20 protein-coding genes are annotated in these 16,389 nt (G+C 29.9%); all 20 read right to left on the bottom strand.

What is annotated here, in order from left to right; all coding sequences use genetic code 11:
* Positions 1-191 precede the first annotated feature (191 nt).
* Entirely contained in the window at positions 192-1,070 is an 879-nt protein-coding gene (locus tag WY13_RS17760) for a site-specific tyrosine recombinase (protein ID WP_063556904.1), read from the bottom strand.
* 31 nt (positions 1,071-1,101) lie between these two features.
* The gene (locus WY13_RS17755) at positions 1,102-1,332 is read right to left on the bottom strand and encodes a hypothetical protein (RefSeq protein WP_063556903.1); all 231 of its coding nucleotides are present in this window, start codon (positions 1,330-1,332) and stop codon (positions 1,102-1,104) included.
* Complete coding sequence (gene spoIIM / locus WY13_RS17750; RefSeq protein ID WP_063556902.1) at positions 1,329-1,979, bottom strand: stage II sporulation protein M; 651 nt, start codon at positions 1,977-1,979, stop codon at positions 1,329-1,331. The genes WY13_RS17755 and spoIIM overlap by 4 nt, the downstream gene beginning before the upstream one ends.
* A 68-nt stretch (positions 1,980-2,047) precedes the next feature.
* The gene (locus WY13_RS17745) at positions 2,048-2,569 is read right to left on the bottom strand and encodes an NUDIX hydrolase (protein ID WP_063556901.1); all 522 of its coding nucleotides are present in this window, start codon (positions 2,567-2,569) and stop codon (positions 2,048-2,050) included.
* Positions 2,570-2,676: 107 nt separating this feature from the next.
* Positions 2,677-2,847 (bottom strand): hypothetical protein, encoded by a 171-nt coding sequence (locus tag WY13_RS21405; RefSeq protein WP_167351554.1) that lies wholly within the window; start codon positions 2,845-2,847, stop codon positions 2,677-2,679.
* Positions 2,848-2,915: 68 nt separating this feature from the next.
* The gene (gene spo0A / locus WY13_RS17740; protein ID WP_063556900.1) at positions 2,916-3,731 is read right to left on the bottom strand and encodes a sporulation transcription factor Spo0A; all 816 of its coding nucleotides are present in this window, start codon (positions 3,729-3,731) and stop codon (positions 2,916-2,918) included.
* A 217-nt stretch (positions 3,732-3,948) separates the two neighbouring features.
* Positions 3,949-5,055, bottom strand: coding sequence for a SpoIVB peptidase (spoIVB, locus tag WY13_RS17735; protein ID WP_063556899.1), 1,107 nt, complete (start codon positions 5,053-5,055; stop codon positions 3,949-3,951).
* 172 nt (positions 5,056-5,227) lie between these two features.
* Positions 5,228-6,925 (bottom strand): DNA repair protein RecN, encoded by a 1,698-nt coding sequence (recN, locus tag WY13_RS17730; RefSeq protein ID WP_063556898.1) that lies wholly within the window; start codon positions 6,923-6,925, stop codon positions 5,228-5,230.
* A gap of 11 nt (positions 6,926-6,936) precedes the next feature.
* The gene (locus tag WY13_RS17725; protein WP_063556897.1) at positions 6,937-7,389 is read right to left on the bottom strand and encodes an arginine repressor; all 453 of its coding nucleotides are present in this window, start codon (positions 7,387-7,389) and stop codon (positions 6,937-6,939) included.
* Positions 7,376-8,233 (bottom strand): NAD(+)/NADH kinase, encoded by an 858-nt coding sequence (locus WY13_RS17720; RefSeq protein ID WP_063556896.1) that lies wholly within the window; start codon positions 8,231-8,233, stop codon positions 7,376-7,378. Before WY13_RS17720 ends, WY13_RS17725 begins: the two co-directional genes overlap by 14 nt.
* Entirely contained in the window at positions 8,230-9,054 is an 825-nt protein-coding gene (locus WY13_RS17715) for a TlyA family RNA methyltransferase (RefSeq protein ID WP_063556895.1), read from the bottom strand. Before WY13_RS17715 ends, WY13_RS17720 begins: the two co-directional genes overlap by 4 nt.
* A gap of 17 nt (positions 9,055-9,071) precedes the next feature.
* A complete protein-coding gene (gene dxs / locus WY13_RS17710) occupies positions 9,072-10,946 on the bottom strand; it encodes a 1-deoxy-D-xylulose-5-phosphate synthase (RefSeq protein WP_063556979.1) in 1,875 nt (624 codons plus the stop codon).
* Between the two features lie 54 nt (positions 10,947-11,000).
* The gene (locus WY13_RS17705) at positions 11,001-11,882 is read right to left on the bottom strand and encodes a polyprenyl synthetase family protein (protein WP_063556894.1); all 882 of its coding nucleotides are present in this window, start codon (positions 11,880-11,882) and stop codon (positions 11,001-11,003) included.
* A gap of 51 nt (positions 11,883-11,933) precedes the next feature.
* Positions 11,934-12,152 (bottom strand): exodeoxyribonuclease VII small subunit, encoded by a 219-nt coding sequence (locus WY13_RS17700; protein WP_063556893.1) that lies wholly within the window; start codon positions 12,150-12,152, stop codon positions 11,934-11,936.
* Positions 12,153-12,167: 15 nt separating this feature from the next.
* Complete coding sequence (xseA, locus tag WY13_RS17695) at positions 12,168-13,364, bottom strand: exodeoxyribonuclease VII large subunit (protein ID WP_063556892.1); 1,197 nt, start codon at positions 13,362-13,364, stop codon at positions 12,168-12,170.
* A 30-nt stretch (positions 13,365-13,394) separates the two neighbouring features.
* Positions 13,395-13,871, bottom strand: coding sequence for a transcription antitermination factor NusB (gene nusB, locus WY13_RS17690; RefSeq protein ID WP_063556891.1), 477 nt, complete (start codon positions 13,869-13,871; stop codon positions 13,395-13,397).
* Positions 13,872-14,012: 141 nt separating this feature from the next.
* Positions 14,013-14,411 (bottom strand): Asp23/Gls24 family envelope stress response protein, encoded by a 399-nt coding sequence (locus WY13_RS17685; protein ID WP_063556890.1) that lies wholly within the window; start codon positions 14,409-14,411, stop codon positions 14,013-14,015.
* A 110-nt stretch (positions 14,412-14,521) separates the two neighbouring features.
* Positions 14,522-15,082 carry a SpoIIIAH-like family protein gene (locus WY13_RS17680; protein ID WP_063556889.1) on the bottom strand — a complete coding sequence of 187 codons (561 nt, stop codon included), beginning with the start codon at positions 15,080-15,082 and terminating at the stop codon, positions 14,522-14,524.
* Positions 15,083-15,139: 57 nt separating this feature from the next.
* Positions 15,140-15,775, bottom strand: coding sequence for a stage III sporulation protein AG (gene spoIIIAG / locus WY13_RS17675; protein WP_063556888.1), 636 nt, complete (start codon positions 15,773-15,775; stop codon positions 15,140-15,142).
* Between the two features lie 17 nt (positions 15,776-15,792).
* Positions 15,793-16,389, bottom strand: coding sequence for a stage III sporulation protein AF (spoIIIAF, locus tag WY13_RS17670; protein WP_063556887.1), 597 nt, complete (start codon positions 16,387-16,389; stop codon positions 15,793-15,795).

Raw genomic sequence — 16,389 nt, 5'->3', positions numbered from 1 at the left:
ATCACATAAAAATAAAGGATATGATGTTAAAATTGACTTTAACAACAAATCCTTTATTTTTAAGACCAAAGTACAAAATTTAAGGAACAAATAAGGATAATTTTCTTCCTAAAGTCAGAAAATATTAAAATCATCCTTATCTGTTCTTTGTTATTTGAACTTTGTTCTTTTCATTAACTTTTAAACATTTCCTATGCCCTCGGATGAGACTTTTTATATACCTGTGCAATTTTGTTTCTTTTTATCACTGTAGAGTATATCTGAGTAGCAGATAACTCCTTATGTCCTAAAAGTTCCTGTACAGATTTAATATCCGCTCCATTTTGAAGTAAATGCACTGCAAAAGAATGCCTCAGCGTAAAAGCATTTATGTTTTTATCTATATTTGCCTCTTTTGCATAATATTTTACTATTTTCCAAAACCCCTGACGGCTCATTTGCACTCCCCTTAAATTGAGAAACAAAACATCCAAATTATATATATTTAATTTAGGCCTTATATTTAAATAATATTTCAAATATTTTACAGCCACAGAACCTATAGGCACTATCCGTTCCTCTTCTTTTAAGCTTCTACACCTTACATAAGAAAGTTTTAAATCTATATCATATATGGTTAAGCTTAAAAGCTCCATTACCTTCATTCCTGCAGCATACATAACTTCTAGCATAGCTTTATCTCTTATTCCTTTATTAGTATCTAAATTTGGTGCTTCTAGAAGCTTGTCTACCTCTTCTATAGTCAATATCTTAGGAACTTTATGTTCAACTTTTGGAATTTGATAATACAAAACCGGATTTTCATTTAGAACACCTTTTAGCATCAAATACTTATAAAAGCTTCTCAAGGATACTATATTTCTTACTATCGAGGAAATAGCTCTCCCTTCTTTTTGAAGATATTGCACATATGCCATTATAGATACAACTTCTACATTTTCTAAATTCTCTTCCCTATCTTTTATAAAATTATAAAATCTGACTATATCCCTTACATATGCATCCATTGTATTTTTACTCATGTGTTTCTTTTCTAAGGTTTCTTGATAACCTAATAAAAGTCCATCCAAAATTACCACCTACTCTTCGAGAGTTATAATTCTAAAACTTAAGAAATTCGTTAAAAACAATAGTGTAATTATATATTATGTTCATATTTTTACCGCATATACCATAGACAAATATACTATTGTCATAAGAATGAGGCTTAACAACAAAGTTATATATAACAAAGTCTATACATCTAGGTAGAAATACGCCAAAAAATACAAGTATAAAAAAGCATTTCAATGTTACTATAATAAATTGTAATTTTTTCTCATCTAAGATCATACTATCATCATCCCAAAACTTGCTGCAATAAGTTTAATCATATTTGGGGTTAAATATGCTTCCATAAAAAAGCCTATAAACATGACAGTAGTCACGAGTAAAAAACAAACAGAGTAGGATGTAAACCTAACCAAAACATTGGATTTCCATTTAAACCCAGATTTATCTTTAAATATCATAAGTGAAAATTCCATAGCAAGCACTGATGAAAATATTATACATGGTATATATATTATATTTTGTGGAAGTATACCTAAAAGTGAAATCCACATACCCTTCATTCCCATTCCACTTATTATAAAGCTCATAGCAAATCCAATGGTAAATCCCTTTATTATATCTATTATAAGTATTACTGGTATTCCTATCATTGTAAGACCCAAAAACCAAACAGCTAAAATTATTGGAATATTATTTTTTAACGTTTCTAAAAAAATAGATTTATAATTTACACTTCCTGATCCTATTGTAGTCGTAAAATTTTTAAGGTAGCTCAAAAGATCACTTTTCTCAAATCCACCCATGTATCTAACGCTATATATACCTAGTACTATCCCTGTAAATACACATAATATACTTATAACATATAACCAAAAATTGTTTTTAATGTGTCCATTTATTAAACTTGATAGTTTATTTTCCAACATAACTTTATCCCCCTTTTGTTCATCATCTTTTTATAATTTATGATTTACAAAAGAGTTATATGACTATGTTATACCATCATAAACGCACAAATGGTCTTTGCATCTATTATTTCTCCCTTTTTTATCATTTCCTTAATTTTATCCAATTTAACTTCCCGCACATTTATGAATTCATCTTCATCGCAAATATCATTTCTTCCCTTATATAAATCTTCAGCTTTGAAAAAATATATATATTCATCACAAAAACCAGGACTCGTAACTACTTTCCCCAGATATTCAAATTTTTTAGCTTTATATCCTATCTCCTCTTCCAGTTCTCTTCTTCCACAGGTTTCCATATCTTCATTTTGCTCAATTTTACCTGCTGGTATTTCAAGAAGCACTTGTTCTATAGGTTTTCTAAACTGTTCAACCATAAACAATGTATTACTGTCTTTATATGCAAGTATTGCAACTCCACCACAGTGATTTACTATTTCCCTTTTAGCTTCTCTACCATTAGGAAGTTTTACAGTATGGACATTAACATCAATAATTTTTCCTTTGTATATGTTTTCTTGCTTTATAGTTTTTTCAGCAAAATCCATATTTGCACCTCTTTATCTATTTTGTAGAATTACTACTTAAAACTTCATAAAATTAATTATTTTAATTAATTTTATACTTTACCAATCTCATTGTCAATTAAATGAAGTTAAAGCTGTTTTTCTATATTTTTTGCTAATGTTTTATAATATCTTATAATTTGTCTTAGCTCCTCTTCCTTATCTGAATCGTTTGACATTTTTTCCCTAAGCTCATTTATTCTACTTTTAATTAGATTTTGTATATTCTTTATATCTTCTAATTCTAACTCTATTTTCATGGGTTATATGCTCCTTTTAAAAAACTTCCATTCTTTAAATTAAAATGAATGGAAGATATTTTAACTTTTTAGCTTACCTTATTTTTTAATCTTAATTTATCAGCAACCATAGCTATAAACTCTGAATTTGTGGGCTTACCCTTATCGTTATGTATAGTATAACCAAAAATTTTATTTATAGTTTCCACCTGTCCTCTAGACCAAGCTACCTCTATAGCATGCCTTATAGCCCTTTCTACTCTACTTGCAGTGGTATTATATTTTTTAGCTATAGATGGATATAACTCTTTTGTAACTGCCGATAATAGTTCCATATCGTTTACTACCATAGTTATTGCCTCTCTTAAGTACATATATCCTTTTATATGTGCCGGAACACCTATTTCGTGTATTATATTAGTTATTTCCTGCTCCAAATTAGTAGGATCGTCTTTTGAAAATTTTATTTCTTCATTATCCATAATAGATACGGTTTTCTTTACTTCATCTCCGCTACTTATAACATTATTAAACATCTGTCTTATTCTCTTTGTAAATACTTCCATATTAAAAGGCTTTACTACATAATAATCTGCACCTAATGTTATAGCTCTTTGAGTTATTTTATCCTGCCCTACTGCAGACAGAACTATTACCCTTGGCATTGGACTCATATTCATATTATTTAATCGCTCTAAAACACCAAGTCCGTCAAGGTGAGGCATTATTATATCCAGTACTACTAGGTCTGGCTTTTTCTCTTCAATTAATTTAAGAGCCTCTATCCCATCCTTTGCAACTCCTGTAACTACTATATCCCTCTGATTTAAAAGATAATCATTGAGAATACTGCAAAATTCAGCATTATCATCTGCGATAATTACACTTATTTTTGATTCCTCCATACTTTTTACTCCCCCTCTTTTTAGCTAATTGCCATATGTTAGCAAATAATAAATTCGACAAAGGAATTTTAATTCCTTCTTTTTATATAAATTACATGAAAATTTTATTACGAAAAAAATTAAAAGATAGCATATTAAATGCTATCTTTAGTATCATATACTATACTATTCTTATTTTACCATATTTTTTATAATTATTTAAAACATTTTGTACTCTTTATTTTGACATTATATTTGCATCTTTGAGCATCCAGTCTATATAAATTCCATATCCTACCTGAGGCTTATTTATAAGCACATGAGTAACAGCTCCAACTAATTTGTTATTTTGTATTATAGGGCTTCCACTCATTCCCTGAACTATTCCACCAGTTTTGGCTAAAAGTCTAGGGTCCGTTACTTTTATAACCATGCTCTTGGGTCCAGGTGAACTTTGTGATAATAGTTTTTCTATTTGTATATCATAATATTCTGGCTTTTCCCCAGATATAGTTGTAAAAATCTTAGCAGGACCTTCCTTAATGTCTTTTTTTAGGCATATTTTTATGCTTTTAGAACTCTTGCATTTAAAATTTGTATTTACCTTTCCAAAAACTCCACATTCTGTATTCTTTGTTATATCTCCTAACTTCACATCTTCATTTACAAATATACCTTTTAATTCGCCAGGATTTCCCTCAAGGCCTTTCTTAATTGATACAATAGAGGCATTTACTATTTCTCCTGAGTTTATATTTAGCTTTGTGCCTGTATCTATATCGGTTATAGGATGCCCTAATGCTGCAAACATGCCACTTTTCTCATCATAGAAAGTCAAGGTACCTATTCCTGCAGTAGAATCTCTTATCCAGAGTCCTATCTTATAATTATTACCTTCTAATGCACTTACAGGTTTTACTGTTTTTTCTATATTTTTTCCATTTCTCTCTACTAATATTTTTATATTTTTTTCCTTTGCTTTATTTATTTCAGTTTGAGTTTGCTCGGCATTTTTTACATAAACATCATTTACTTTAATTATATTATCTCCTACTTGTATTCCTGCCAGTGCAGCAGGACTTGTAACTTTTCCCTTTGAAGTTTCTATATCTGAAAGAGCTACTACCAATACTCCTTTAGTATTTAGTTTTACCCCAATAGGTTCTCCACCTAAGTATACATTAGCATTACTGGCTGCAGCTGTATTAAATGCTGATTTAGCGTGAGAAACTTGAACTAAATTGGATCTTTTTCCATCATCACACAATCCATAATAGGCAGCTAACATCATAAACAGGATAGGAATGAACATCCAGCATAATCTGTGTTTAATTTTTTTACCCATGCTTTTACCTCCTGTGTTACACTGTTTTCTACATTTAAGTTGCCCTTTTAAATATCTTATTATGCTATCATATAGATGCATTTAAAGTTAATGTATTCTTCAAAAATATAAATTTTATTCAAAAAGTTAAAAGTCACCTCCTGACTTTTGGAGATAACTTCTTTAGTTTCTATTATTTAATTTTGCACTTTTTAGAATCTGCCATCCTAACAAGTTCTTTTGCATGTTCTAAAGTAAGCTTTGTAACTTTTTCCCCTCCTATCATTCTAGCTATTTCATATTCTTTTTCTGTTTTTTTCATCTTTTTAACTTTCGTATAGGTTTTATTGTTATTAATATTTTTTGAAACCCAATAATGGGTATCAGACATACACGCTATTTGAGGTAGGTGTGTAACACAAAAAACCTGATGTTTTTTAGATATAGTATACATTTTTTCAGCTACACTCTGTGCTATCCTTCCACTTATTCCTGTATCTATTTCATCAAATATAACAGATGGAATATGATCCTTATCTACAAATACAGTTTTTAATGCTAACATTATTCTTGAAAGTTCTCCTCCTGAAACTACATTTTCCAAAGGTTTTAGAGGTTCACCTGGATTAGTAGATATACAGAACTTTACTTTATCCATTCCTTTTGAAGTAAATTTATCTTCAAAATTAACTTCTATTTTAAATATACTGTGTTCAAGTCCTATGAAATTCAACTCATCTTTTATATTTTTTTCTAAAACATGAGCTGTTTTACATCGAATTTCATGAAGCTTTTTACTTTTAATTTTAAGTAAATTCTCTAATTTTATTTTTTCCGAATTTAAATTTTTTATTATATCAGAGGCATTTTTCATTTCCTCATATTGAGTTTTTATCTTATCTCTATAATCTAATATATCCTTTATAGTATTACCATATTTTTTTTTTAAACCATTTATCTGATATATTCTATTATTTATATATTCCAATTCGTTTTTATCACAATAAACACTATCTTTCATATTTCTTATTTCATCTATATTACCTTCTATAGCATAATATATATTTTCAAGTGAAGTGCACATATCTCCTATTTGAGGCATAATATCTTTTATGGAATTCAACTGTTTTAAAACTATTCCAAAATTATCATATATAGAATTTTTTTCTTCTTCTCCACTATAAAGGGTTATATAGCATTTGTTTATTACATTGTTTATTTTTTCAGCATTAGATAAAACATTAAACTTTTTATCCAGTTCTTTTTCTTCCGTTTCTTTTAAATCTGCTGAATTTATTTCATTTATCTGATACTTTAAAAAATCTATTAATTTTTCCCTGTCTTCACTTTTCCCTGAAAGTTCATATATTTTATCTTTTATATTATTTAAATTCTGATAACTTTTTTTATATTCTTCCATTATATCAGAAATAAAATTTTCACCATAATAGTCTAAATAATCTATGTGGTTTTGCTCTGAAAGTAAATTTTGATTATCATGTTGGCCGTGTATATCAAGCAGTGTACTACTTATATCTCTTAAATCAGACAATAAAATAGATTTACCATTTATCTTTGCTACAGTTCTTCCCGATTGAAAAGATTCTCTGCTTATTATTACTAAATCTTCTTCCAATTTCATATCTTTTTCTTCTAAAATTTCAAAAGTTTTTGGATTTTCTATAGTAAAAACTGCTTCTACAAAAGTTTTATTTTCCCCTGTTCTTATCAAATTCTTATTAAATTTTCCTCCGAGTACATAGTTTATTGCATCAATCAATATAGATTTACCTGCTCCAGTTTCACCAGAAAATACATTAAAACCTGATTCAAAGGATATAGTCAACTTTTCTATAAGTGCAAAATTTTTTATATTCAATTGAAGCAGCATAAAATAGCCTCCTACTCAGAAATCATTTTCTTCATTCTTTGAGTTATTATGTGAGCATTTTCCACGTCTCTAGTCATTACAAATATAGTGTTATCGCCAGCTATACTTCCAGCTATTCCACCAAAATTTAAAGAATCTATGGCTTCAGCTGCTGCAGAAGCAGACCCTGAAATTGTTTTTACTATTATGAAATTATTTATATTTTCTACACTTGTTACAGTTTGAGAAAATATATTTACAAGTTTATTAGATAAGAAATTTTTCGTATGTGAAATAGTTGCATATTTATATTTTCCACTATCAGATAATACTTTTATAAGTTTTAATTCTTTTATATCTCTTGAAACTGTAGCTTGTGTTACATTCATACCGCTTTTTTTAAGTCTATCAGCTAATTCTTCCTGAGTTTCAATATCATTTGAATTTATAATTTCAAGTATCTTGGCATGTCTAGTTACCTTCATATACTTCACCTTCTTTTGCCTTAAAATTAATTTTATCTTTTAACGTGTCAAAATAATTATTATCATCAAATTTTATAAATTTTCTTTTATTTTTAGATCTTCTTACTTCTATGGTATTTAGCCCATTTACTTCAATCCATTCCTGACCATCTATTGATAAAAATATATTTTTCAAATTTTTTCTAACTGCTATAGTTATACGGCATTTATTGTCCAGCACAATAGTTCTAGATGTTAAAAACTGCGAATACATAGGAGTAAGGCATAATATATCTAAAGATGGATATATTATAGGTCCCCCTGCAGAAAGGTTATATCCTGTAGATCCTGTAGATGTAGATACAATAATACCATCACCACTAAATGTATTGTAAAAGTTCTCATTTATATAAACATCATATCTCTGTATTCTTGACTTAATTCCCTTGTATAATACTACATCATTTAATCCATCATATGCCTTTGGTCCATTTCCATCATCATAGATACATTGAATCATATTCCTCTCTTCAATTACATAATCTCCATTAAATAATTTTTTGAGTGCGTTCTCTATACTGTTTACCTCAACCTGTGCCAAGAAGCCTAAATGCCCTATGTTTACTCCCAGTATAGGTGTATTTGAATCAAGTATATGTTTTGATGTGTTTAATATAGTACCATCCCCTCCTAATACTATAATTACATCTAACTTAGTGCTTTCATCCTTATCTAATCCATCACAATTTTCATATACTTTTACTTTTACACTTTTATCTATACTATATATTGTTTTTTTTATGAAATTTAACATTTTTTTATCTGGATCTTTTGTTGTATTAACGTTAATTCCTATATTTTTCATAGTTCCTCCCCATTTAGTTCACAATGAGATGAGTTTACTATGTTTATTATATCTTCATCTATGAACGACTCCTTAAAATCACTTTTCTTAGTAAAATACACTAAATACTCTATATTTCCTTCCGGACCCTTTACAGGAGAATAACTCAATGAAATTATTTTTAAATTCTTTTCTCTCAAAAAAGTTATAATTTCATTTATTACATCTATGTGAGTAGATTTTTCCCTTACTACACCTTTTTTTCCTACCCTTTCTCTTCCAGCTTCAAATTGTGGCTTTATAAGCGCCATTATACTGCCATTTTCTTTCAGTAAGTTACTAACTACAGGTACAACTTTTTTTAAAGATATAAAGGAAACATCTATACTTGCAAAATCTGCATATTCACCTATATCCTCAGGCGTTACATACCTTATATTTGTTCTTTCCATACAAACCACTCTATCATCTATCCTGAGTTTCCAAGCAAACTGCCCATATCCTACATCTATTGAAAATACTTTTTTAGCTCCATTTTGAAGCATACAATCTGTAAACCCACCTGTAGATGCACCTATATCCATGCATACTTTATCCTTTAAGTTAATATTAAATTCTTTTACAGCTTTTTGTAATTTCAATCCTCCCCTACTTACAAAAGGAAGTTTTTCTCCTCTAAATTCTATATCTGAACTTTTTTTTATCTTCTGTCCACATTTATCTATTCTCTGTCCATTAATAAATATTTCTCCAGCCATAATACTGGCTTTAGCCCTCTCTCTAGATTGAAAAATGCCCTTCTCTACTAAAAGTACGTCCAATCTTTCCTTTGGTTCTGACATAATAAACTACCTCACTATTAAAATATATGACTTACCTCTGCTGCTTTAAGTACACTATTTACGATACCTTTAGGATCCAAGCCATACAGCTTATACAAAATATCCGATTTCCCATGTTGTATAAACTTATCATCAAACCCTAAATTTACTACTTTTACCTTTTTATTTAATTTATTTACATATTCTAATATATAGGACCCTAATCCTCCTCTTATTACATTGTCTTCAACAGTAACGATAGTTACATTTTCTTCAACTAACCTGTTTAACATTGCCTTGTCCAGTGGCTTAATGAAGCATGCACTTATAATCCTCACATCTATACCTTTTTCTTTAAGTTTTTTTCCTGCTAACACTGCATTTTGCACCATTTTCCCCTGAGCAATTATTGCTACACTGCCTTCATTTGAAATACAGTCCCACTTTCCAAGTTTAAAATTTTCTACGGGATTAAGACATACACTATCTCCTCCCCTTGGATACCTTATAGCTACAGGAAAACTCTGGCCTAGTGCCCATTTTAACATATATGGAAGCTCATCTATACATTTAGGAGACATAAGCGTCATATGTGGCATTTCCGTTAAATAAGATAAATCAAATATTCCCTGATGTGTCTCCCCATCTTCTCCTACAATTCCAGCTCTATCTACAGCAAAAACCACGGGAAGCTCTTGCATACATACATCATGAATAAGTTGATCATAGGCTCTTTGAAGAAAAGTAGAGTAAACTGCAAATACAGGTTTTAAATTTGCCTGTGCCATTCCAGCTGCCAGAGTTACAGCATGCTGTTCTGCTATTCCTACATCAAAAAACCTTTCAGGAAACTTCTCAGAAAAATTCTTAAGGCCTGTTCCATCCCTCATGGCTGCAGTTATAGCCACTATCCTATTGTCTTTTTCTGCCAGCTTTACTATTTCATTTCCAAAGGCCTTGGAATAAGTATTTGAGGAACTAGCATCCAATTCACCATTGGCACAATTGAAAGGCCCTATTCCATGAAATTTACCTGGATTTTTTTCTGCAAATTCATATCCTTTTCCCTTTTTGGTTATTATATGTATAATAACTGGACCTTGTATGTCTTTGGCAGAAGTGAGCACGTCTGTAAGTTCTTTTATATTATGACCATCTATTGGCCCTAAATATTTAATTCCCATATCTTCAAAAAACATTCCAGGCACTACCATTTGCTTTATTCCATTTTTTACCTTCTCGAGGTATTTTGCCATTCCTGTTCCTATATTCGGTATCTTTTTTAACTTAGCTTCTACATCTGCCTTAAATTTATTGTACTTAGGATCCATTCTAAGTCTATTCAAATATTTAGATACTCCGCCTACATTTTTTCCTATGGACATTTGATTATCATTTAATATTATTATAAGCTTTGTCTTTCTATAACCCACATCATTTAGAGCCTCTAGTGCCATACCTCCAGTAAGTGCTCCATCTCCTATAACTGCAACCACATTATATTTCTCGTGCTTTAAATCTCTAGCCCTGGCCATTCCAAGTGCTGCAGATATTGAAGTACTACTGTGACCTGTTTCAAAAAAATCGTATATACTTTCGCACCTTTTAGGAAATCCACTTAATCCTCCAAATTGTCTTAAAGTATCAAATTTATCCTTTCTTCCCGTAAGGATTTTATGCACATAAGCTTGATGTCCCACATCCCATATAAGTTTATCATAATTCAAATCAAATACACTAAATAAACTCAAAGTGAGCTCCACAACCCCTAAGTTAGACGCCAAATGACCTCCTGTCTTAGATACTTTGTCTATTAAAAATTTTCTAATTTCTCTAGCTAGCTTTTTTTTCTCATTTAAAGACATCTTCTTTACGTCATTTATATCTTTATAATTATCTAATAAATTACTCATCATTATCTATCCCTTTAACAAAGTAGTTTTAAAATTTTTAGCACAACTTGAACTTCACTTTTCTCTATTTAATAAAAATGATGTCAATTCTTTTAGATAAGAAGTATCTCCACTCATCCCATTCAGTACTTCTATGCATTCACTTGTAATTGAATTACACATTTCTTTGCATTTATTTATTCCATAAGTACTTATAAATGTAGTTTTGTTATTATTTAGATCACTTTTTACCTTTTTACCTAAAAGAACAGTATCTCCTGTTAAATCCAATATATCATCCTTTATTTGAAATGCCAATCCTAACTTTTCTCCATAATAGCTTAATTTATCTATTTCAGCTTTACTTGCTCCCGCATATACTGCTGCAGATATTATAGATCCTTTTATGAGTGCTCCCGTTTTTTTGCTGTGCATATAATAAAGTTGGTCTATAGGTATCTTAGTGTTTTCACTTAAAATATCCACCGTCTGGCCGCCAACCATTCCATCAGCTCCTGCACTTTCAGAAATAATACTACAAGCTCTTATAGCGTTATCGTTTTTTCCAATACAGTGTCTAAACATCAAACTCATTGCTTCATTTAAAAGTCCGTCTCCAGCAAGTACAGCAATAGCTTCTCCAAATACCTTATGATTTGTAGGTTTACCCCTTCTTAAATCATCATTGTCCATAGCAGGTAAATCATCATGAATTAAGGAATAAGTGTGTATCATTTCAATAGCTGCTGCTATATCCATAACCTCATTACAATCTGCCTTATAAAGTTTATAGGTCAAAAGAAATAGCAGAGGTCTTATCCTCTTTCCTCCTGCATCTAAGCTATACTGCATAGCTTCATATACTCTTTTATTATAAGATCCTTTTCCCTCCATATAGTCATGGAGGTATTTATTCAATTCCTCTCTTAATGTTTCAATTACACCTTTAATCTCCATAATACATTCTCCATTCTATGTAAATAGCCTTATTAATTAAGCATATTATCCTCAAGGTTTAATATTAAAATCTTTTTCTCCTTCTTCAGTGAGAATCTTTATTTTTCCTTCTGCATCATTTAATATCTTATATAATTTATTACACAATTTTACTCCTTCTTCGTAACTCTTCATACTGTCTTGTAAGGATAATTCTCTATTATCCATAGAATCTACTATACTTTCTAATTTTTCCATTATATTTTCATAACTTTCCGTTTTTCTAGGCATACGAATACCTCTTTTCTAATAATGAATTAGCTTAAATTTAGAAGTTCCATCTTTCATAGTTACTTTGATCTTATCTTTTTTATTGAGTTCTTCAATGGAGTTTATTCCATTATTCTCATCATCTTCTATTATAGAGTATCCCCTATTTAAAATATTTAATGGATTATGGGCAGAAAGCAGTGCATTTATCTTTGCTAATTTTTCTTTTTTCTCGTTGATTTTAACATTTAATTTGAAGTTTAAGAGTTCTTTGAGTTTATCCACATTACTATACTGATTTGCTACATATATAAGGGGACTGTTTAAATCTAAAGCTTTTTTCAAAAAATTAAGTCTATTCTTTTCGTCTTTTATTTTATCCTTAGCACAAGTGTAAAGTCTATTTTTATAATTATTGAGTTTTTGTAAGGTTTCTTCCAAGTTAAAAACTGCAATTTCTGCTGCCGCAGAAGGTGTAGGTGCTCTTCTGTCAGATACAAAATCCACTATAGTATAGTCAATCTCATGTCCAACTCCTGTTATTATAGGCTTCTTTGAGCTATAAATTGCCTCTGCTAACTTTTCATCATTAAAGCACCAAAGTTCTTCTATGGAACCTCCTCCTCTTGCTATAATTATAAGTTCTACATCTTCTATAGAATTTAATACTTCAATTCCCTTTATCACATCACTGCTAGCATTTGCCCCCTGAACTAGTGATGGATAAATTAAAAGTTCTACATTTTTGTTTCTTCTTTTAGTTACATTTATTATATCCTTAACTGCAGCTCCTGTAGAAGAAGTAATTACACCTATTTTCTTGGCATAAGTAGGTATTTTTCTTTTATGTGATTCATCAAACAATCCTTTCTGTTCTAATTTTACTTTTAATTTTTCAAAAGCTAAATACAGCTCCCCCATACCATCTGGTTTCATTTCACTACAATAAAGCTGATATAGTCCTTCCTTTTCATATAAAGACACTCTTCCTTTAACTATTACTTTCATACCATCCTCAGGTATAAAATTTAAATTCCCAGCATCTCCTCTAAACATAATGCAATTTATCTTACTAAATTTATCTTTTAGGGAAAAATATATATGTCCACTTGTATGTAATTTCAAATTAGATACTTCTCCTTTAATAGAACAATTAGCAAGTATAAAATCATTATCCAAAGTCTTTTTTATATAATTGTTAATATCAGACACAGTTAATGTTTTAATATACATATTATTTAACCCCTCATATTCAATTCATAATTACTGTTTACTTACGCTCTTGTCTTTTATCATATTTCCAAGCACACCATTTATAAATGGCGCAGACTTCTCGGAAGAATACTTTTTAGCAAGTTCTATAGCTTCATTTATAGATACCTTTTCAGGAATATCCTGTTCATATAAAAATTCATATGTACAAATTCTTAATATTGCAGCATCAACTTTTGGCAGTCTGTTTAATGTCCAATTTCTAAGATATTTTTCAATTTCCTTATCCAAACTATCCTTATTCTCTTCTATTCCCTTTACAACCCTTTTTACATATTCCATATCAACGTTTTTTAGTTTGTCAATATTTTCACTGTAAACTTCCTCGGCACCATCAGTTTCTTTGCTCTCATTTTTTTTTTCTAAGTTATCTTCTAAGTTTGCCAAAACACTTCTAAAATCTTCTCTATTTATACTCATTTCAAATAATAATTTCATTATCAACTCTCTGGATTTTTTTCTATTCATACTTTCCTCCTACTTGGATATATACTCTTCTAGAAATAATTATTGTCATTTCAGATATAATTATACTTAAACTAATACACTAGTTCAAGTATACAAACATATCTTTAAATAGAAACACCCTCTGAATCCAGAGGGTGCATACTATTGCTCTTCTTCTATATTATCATTGCTCTCTTCTGTTTTAGGAATCATAACATTTTGCACATGTATGTTTATAGCTGAAACATCTAAGCCTGTCATAGATTGAACTGCTCTCTTTACATTTTCCTGAACTTTAAGTGCTACATCAGGAATTCTTACTCCGTATTCTACTACTACATATAAATCTATAGCTGCATTATTTTCTCCTACACTCACTTTAACACCTTTAGATAAGTTTTTCTTTCCTGTAAGTATTTGAGTAATTCCACCTACAAGACTAGCACTCATACCAACTATACCTTTTATTTCAGTAGTAGCAAGACCTGCAATTACACCTACAACCTCATCAGATATTTTTACAATACCCATATCAATTTCGTTATTCGTATTTTCCTCCATTGTTTCACCTCCTAGATTTTCACATCATCGAAAGACCCACATTACATACATTATATCAAATGGATATTTTTTTTACAATTAATTTATTTATGTAATTGCTCCACTTTGTTTTAACCTTGTTTTACCTCGATTTCAACTTCCTGAATGTTTGAAATACTCATAACTACGTCTTTTATCTGTCTTGTATCCTTGTCTTCCAATTTATTCTTACCTTTAACTATTACCCTTGCCTTGTTGTCTTCTATAGAACATATAGCATCTTCATATCCCTTGCTTTTTAGAGTATTTTCTATTTTCAATTCATAATTCGTATTCATAGCTAATGCAGTATACTTTTTTTCCGCATCAGAACGATTTGGGTCAGAAACATTTTTGTCATCTATAAGACTTTTTAAAGTTTGAAGAGTTTCTGCATTTTTCTGATCCCTTGTAAGCCGCGTCTCCTCAAAAAATTGCGATTGTTCACTTTTAGATTGAGTACTTTTTGCTTGAGTACTCTTATCCTGTGAACTCTTATTATCGCTGCTATTAAAAGATACTGCACTTTTACCGCTTCCATTGTCCACACCATTTACATAATTTATAGGACTGTTTAATTTTGTAGCAACTACTCCCACGCAAACAATTAAAGCTAAAAGAGTCACAATAATTACAGCTTGTTTTTTATTCATTTTAACTCCCCCCATTTATCTTCTAAAGAATTATATGCTAAAAAATATACTTATATACTACTTTTTCATAGGATATACATTTACCTTATCTTCTGATATCCCAAACAAATCCGTTATAGCTTTTGATATTCTGAGTTCAGTTATTTTGTTTTCAGCTCCTTCAGCTACAACACATACACCTGAAACTTTAGGATTGTATGTCTTAACTATAAGCGGCTGCGATTTGCTGCCATCATTTGTAACGACTACCGTGCTTCCATTGTTTTTTTGGGTAGTATTTCTTGTACCACCTTCAGTATCCTTTTCTTCTGTATTATTAGTTGAATCAGTTATATTCACTGCCGGTACACTCTCTTCCCCACTTTCAAAGCTAATCATTACTTCCACTTTACCTACCCCATCCATTTTTTCCAAAGTATTTTTTAGATCTTCCTGCATTGATTTTTCATAATCTTCAGTCTTACTTTGTTCGGGAGATGTAGAACCCTGCTGTTTATTACTGTTACTACTGCCATCATTTAAATTTTTAGAAGTATTTACGCTGCCTTCATTATTGTAGCTTTTAAAAAAACTTATTGTAACAATTATAAGTACTCCTATCAAAAATAATACAGCCAAATTGAAAATATTTTTTTTGTCATTAGATACCTTTTTATTATTGAAAAGTTCTTTTAACCACTTTTTTAAATTCATAATACTAACTCCTCCAACTAAGAATTTACATGTATAATATTTTTAGATACATTTAATTCCTGGCTTAAATAAGTTTTTAATTTTACATTTTTATCGTCATCTCCAGAATCCAAATTGCTGACGGAAGTACTTTTGGTATTTATATCAACCTTTTTTATTTTTTCCACACTTCCATCTTTGACTTGAACATTTACATTTTTTATACATACACTATTATTTTGTTCATCATAACTTGCATCTATTTTTACTTTATAACTTTCATCTGGATATTTTTCTTCAAGACTTTTTTCACACTTAGTTTCAAGATTCATTTTAAAAGTTTCAATAGTATCTTCCATACTCTTTTTCTTGTAATCATTAAATTCGTCTAATTGATTTTTACTGTTAAATCCCTTTTCAAAGCTCTCTATAGCCTTTTCAGTATATTGATTTATATCAAAATCTTTATTGAATATTTTCACTACTGGATTAATGAAAACTGTAATCAAAATGAGCCCCAATACAAATTTGCAATATTTTTTCATACTATTATCGGGAAGTATCATTTCTATAGCTGTAATAAAAAATAGTGCAGTGCATATATTTATCAGCCACTCCTTTAAAGATTGAAGCAT

It is taken from the genome of Clostridium ljungdahlii (assembly GCF_001636845.1).
Classification (GTDB): domain Bacteria; phylum Bacillota; class Clostridia; order Clostridiales; family Clostridiaceae; genus Clostridium_B; species Clostridium_B ljungdahlii_A.
This window is presented reverse-complemented; position numbering and strand designations above follow the sequence as displayed.

What these genes read in the sequence shown, in the direction of transcription:
- WY13_RS17745 (WP_063556901.1), bottom strand. Translation starts at nt 2,569, where the DNA reads ATGGATTTTGCTGAAAAAACTATAAAGCAAGAAAACATATACAAAGGA.
- WY13_RS17700 (WP_063556893.1), bottom strand. Translation starts at nt 12,152, where the DNA reads ATGCCTAGAAAAACGGAAAGTTATGAAAATATAATGGAAAAATTAGAA.
- xseA (WP_063556892.1), bottom strand. Translation starts at nt 13,364, where the DNA reads ATGTATATTAAAACATTAACTGTGTCTGATATTAACAATTATATAAAA.
- spo0A (WP_063556900.1), bottom strand. Translation starts at nt 3,731, where the DNA reads ATGGAGGAATCAAAAATAAGTGTAATTATCGCAGATGATAATGCTGAA.
- WY13_RS17715 (WP_063556895.1), bottom strand. Translation starts at nt 9,054, where the DNA reads ATGTCAGAACCAAAGGAAAGATTGGACGTACTTTTAGTAGAGAAGGGC.
- spoIIM (WP_063556902.1), bottom strand. Translation starts at nt 1,979, where the DNA reads ATGTTGGAAAATAAACTATCAAGTTTAATAAATGGACACATTAAAAAC.
- WY13_RS17720 (WP_063556896.1), bottom strand. Translation starts at nt 8,233, where the DNA reads ATGAAAAATATAGGAATTAACGTTAATACAACAAAAGATCCAGATAAA.
- WY13_RS17755 (WP_063556903.1), bottom strand. Translation starts at nt 1,332, where the DNA reads ATGATCTTAGATGAGAAAAAATTACAATTTATTATAGTAACATTGAAA.
- spoIIIAG (WP_063556888.1), bottom strand. Translation starts at nt 15,775, where the DNA reads ATGAATTTAAAAAAGTGGTTAAAAGAACTTTTCAATAATAAAAAGGTA.
- WY13_RS17725 (WP_063556897.1), bottom strand. Translation starts at nt 7,389, where the DNA reads ATGAAGGTAACTAGACATGCCAAGATACTTGAAATTATAAATTCAAAT.
- WY13_RS17705 (WP_063556894.1), bottom strand. Translation starts at nt 11,882, where the DNA reads ATGGAGATTAAAGGTGTAATTGAAACATTAAGAGAGGAATTGAATAAA.
- spoIIIAF (WP_063556887.1), bottom strand. Translation starts at nt 16,389, where the DNA reads ATGCTTCAATCTTTAAAGGAGTGGCTGATAAATATATGCACTGCACTA.
- WY13_RS17680 (WP_063556889.1), bottom strand. Translation starts at nt 15,082, where the DNA reads ATGAATAAAAAACAAGCTGTAATTATTGTGACTCTTTTAGCTTTAATT.
- dxs (WP_063556979.1), bottom strand. Translation starts at nt 10,946, where the DNA reads ATGAGTAATTTATTAGATAATTATAAAGATATAAATGACGTAAAGAAG.
- recN (WP_063556898.1), bottom strand. Translation starts at nt 6,925, where the DNA reads ATGCTGCTTCAATTGAATATAAAAAATTTTGCACTTATAGAAAAGTTG.
- nusB (WP_063556891.1), bottom strand. Translation starts at nt 13,871, where the DNA reads ATGAATAGAAAAAAATCCAGAGAGTTGATAATGAAATTATTATTTGAA.
- spoIVB (WP_063556899.1), bottom strand. Translation starts at nt 5,055, where the DNA reads ATGGGTAAAAAAATTAAACACAGATTATGCTGGATGTTCATTCCTATC.
- WY13_RS17685 (WP_063556890.1), bottom strand. Translation starts at nt 14,411, where the DNA reads ATGGAGGAAAATACGAATAACGAAATTGATATGGGTATTGTAAAAATA.
- WY13_RS21405 (WP_167351554.1), bottom strand. Translation starts at nt 2,847, where the DNA reads ATGAAAATAGAGTTAGAATTAGAAGATATAAAGAATATACAAAATCTA.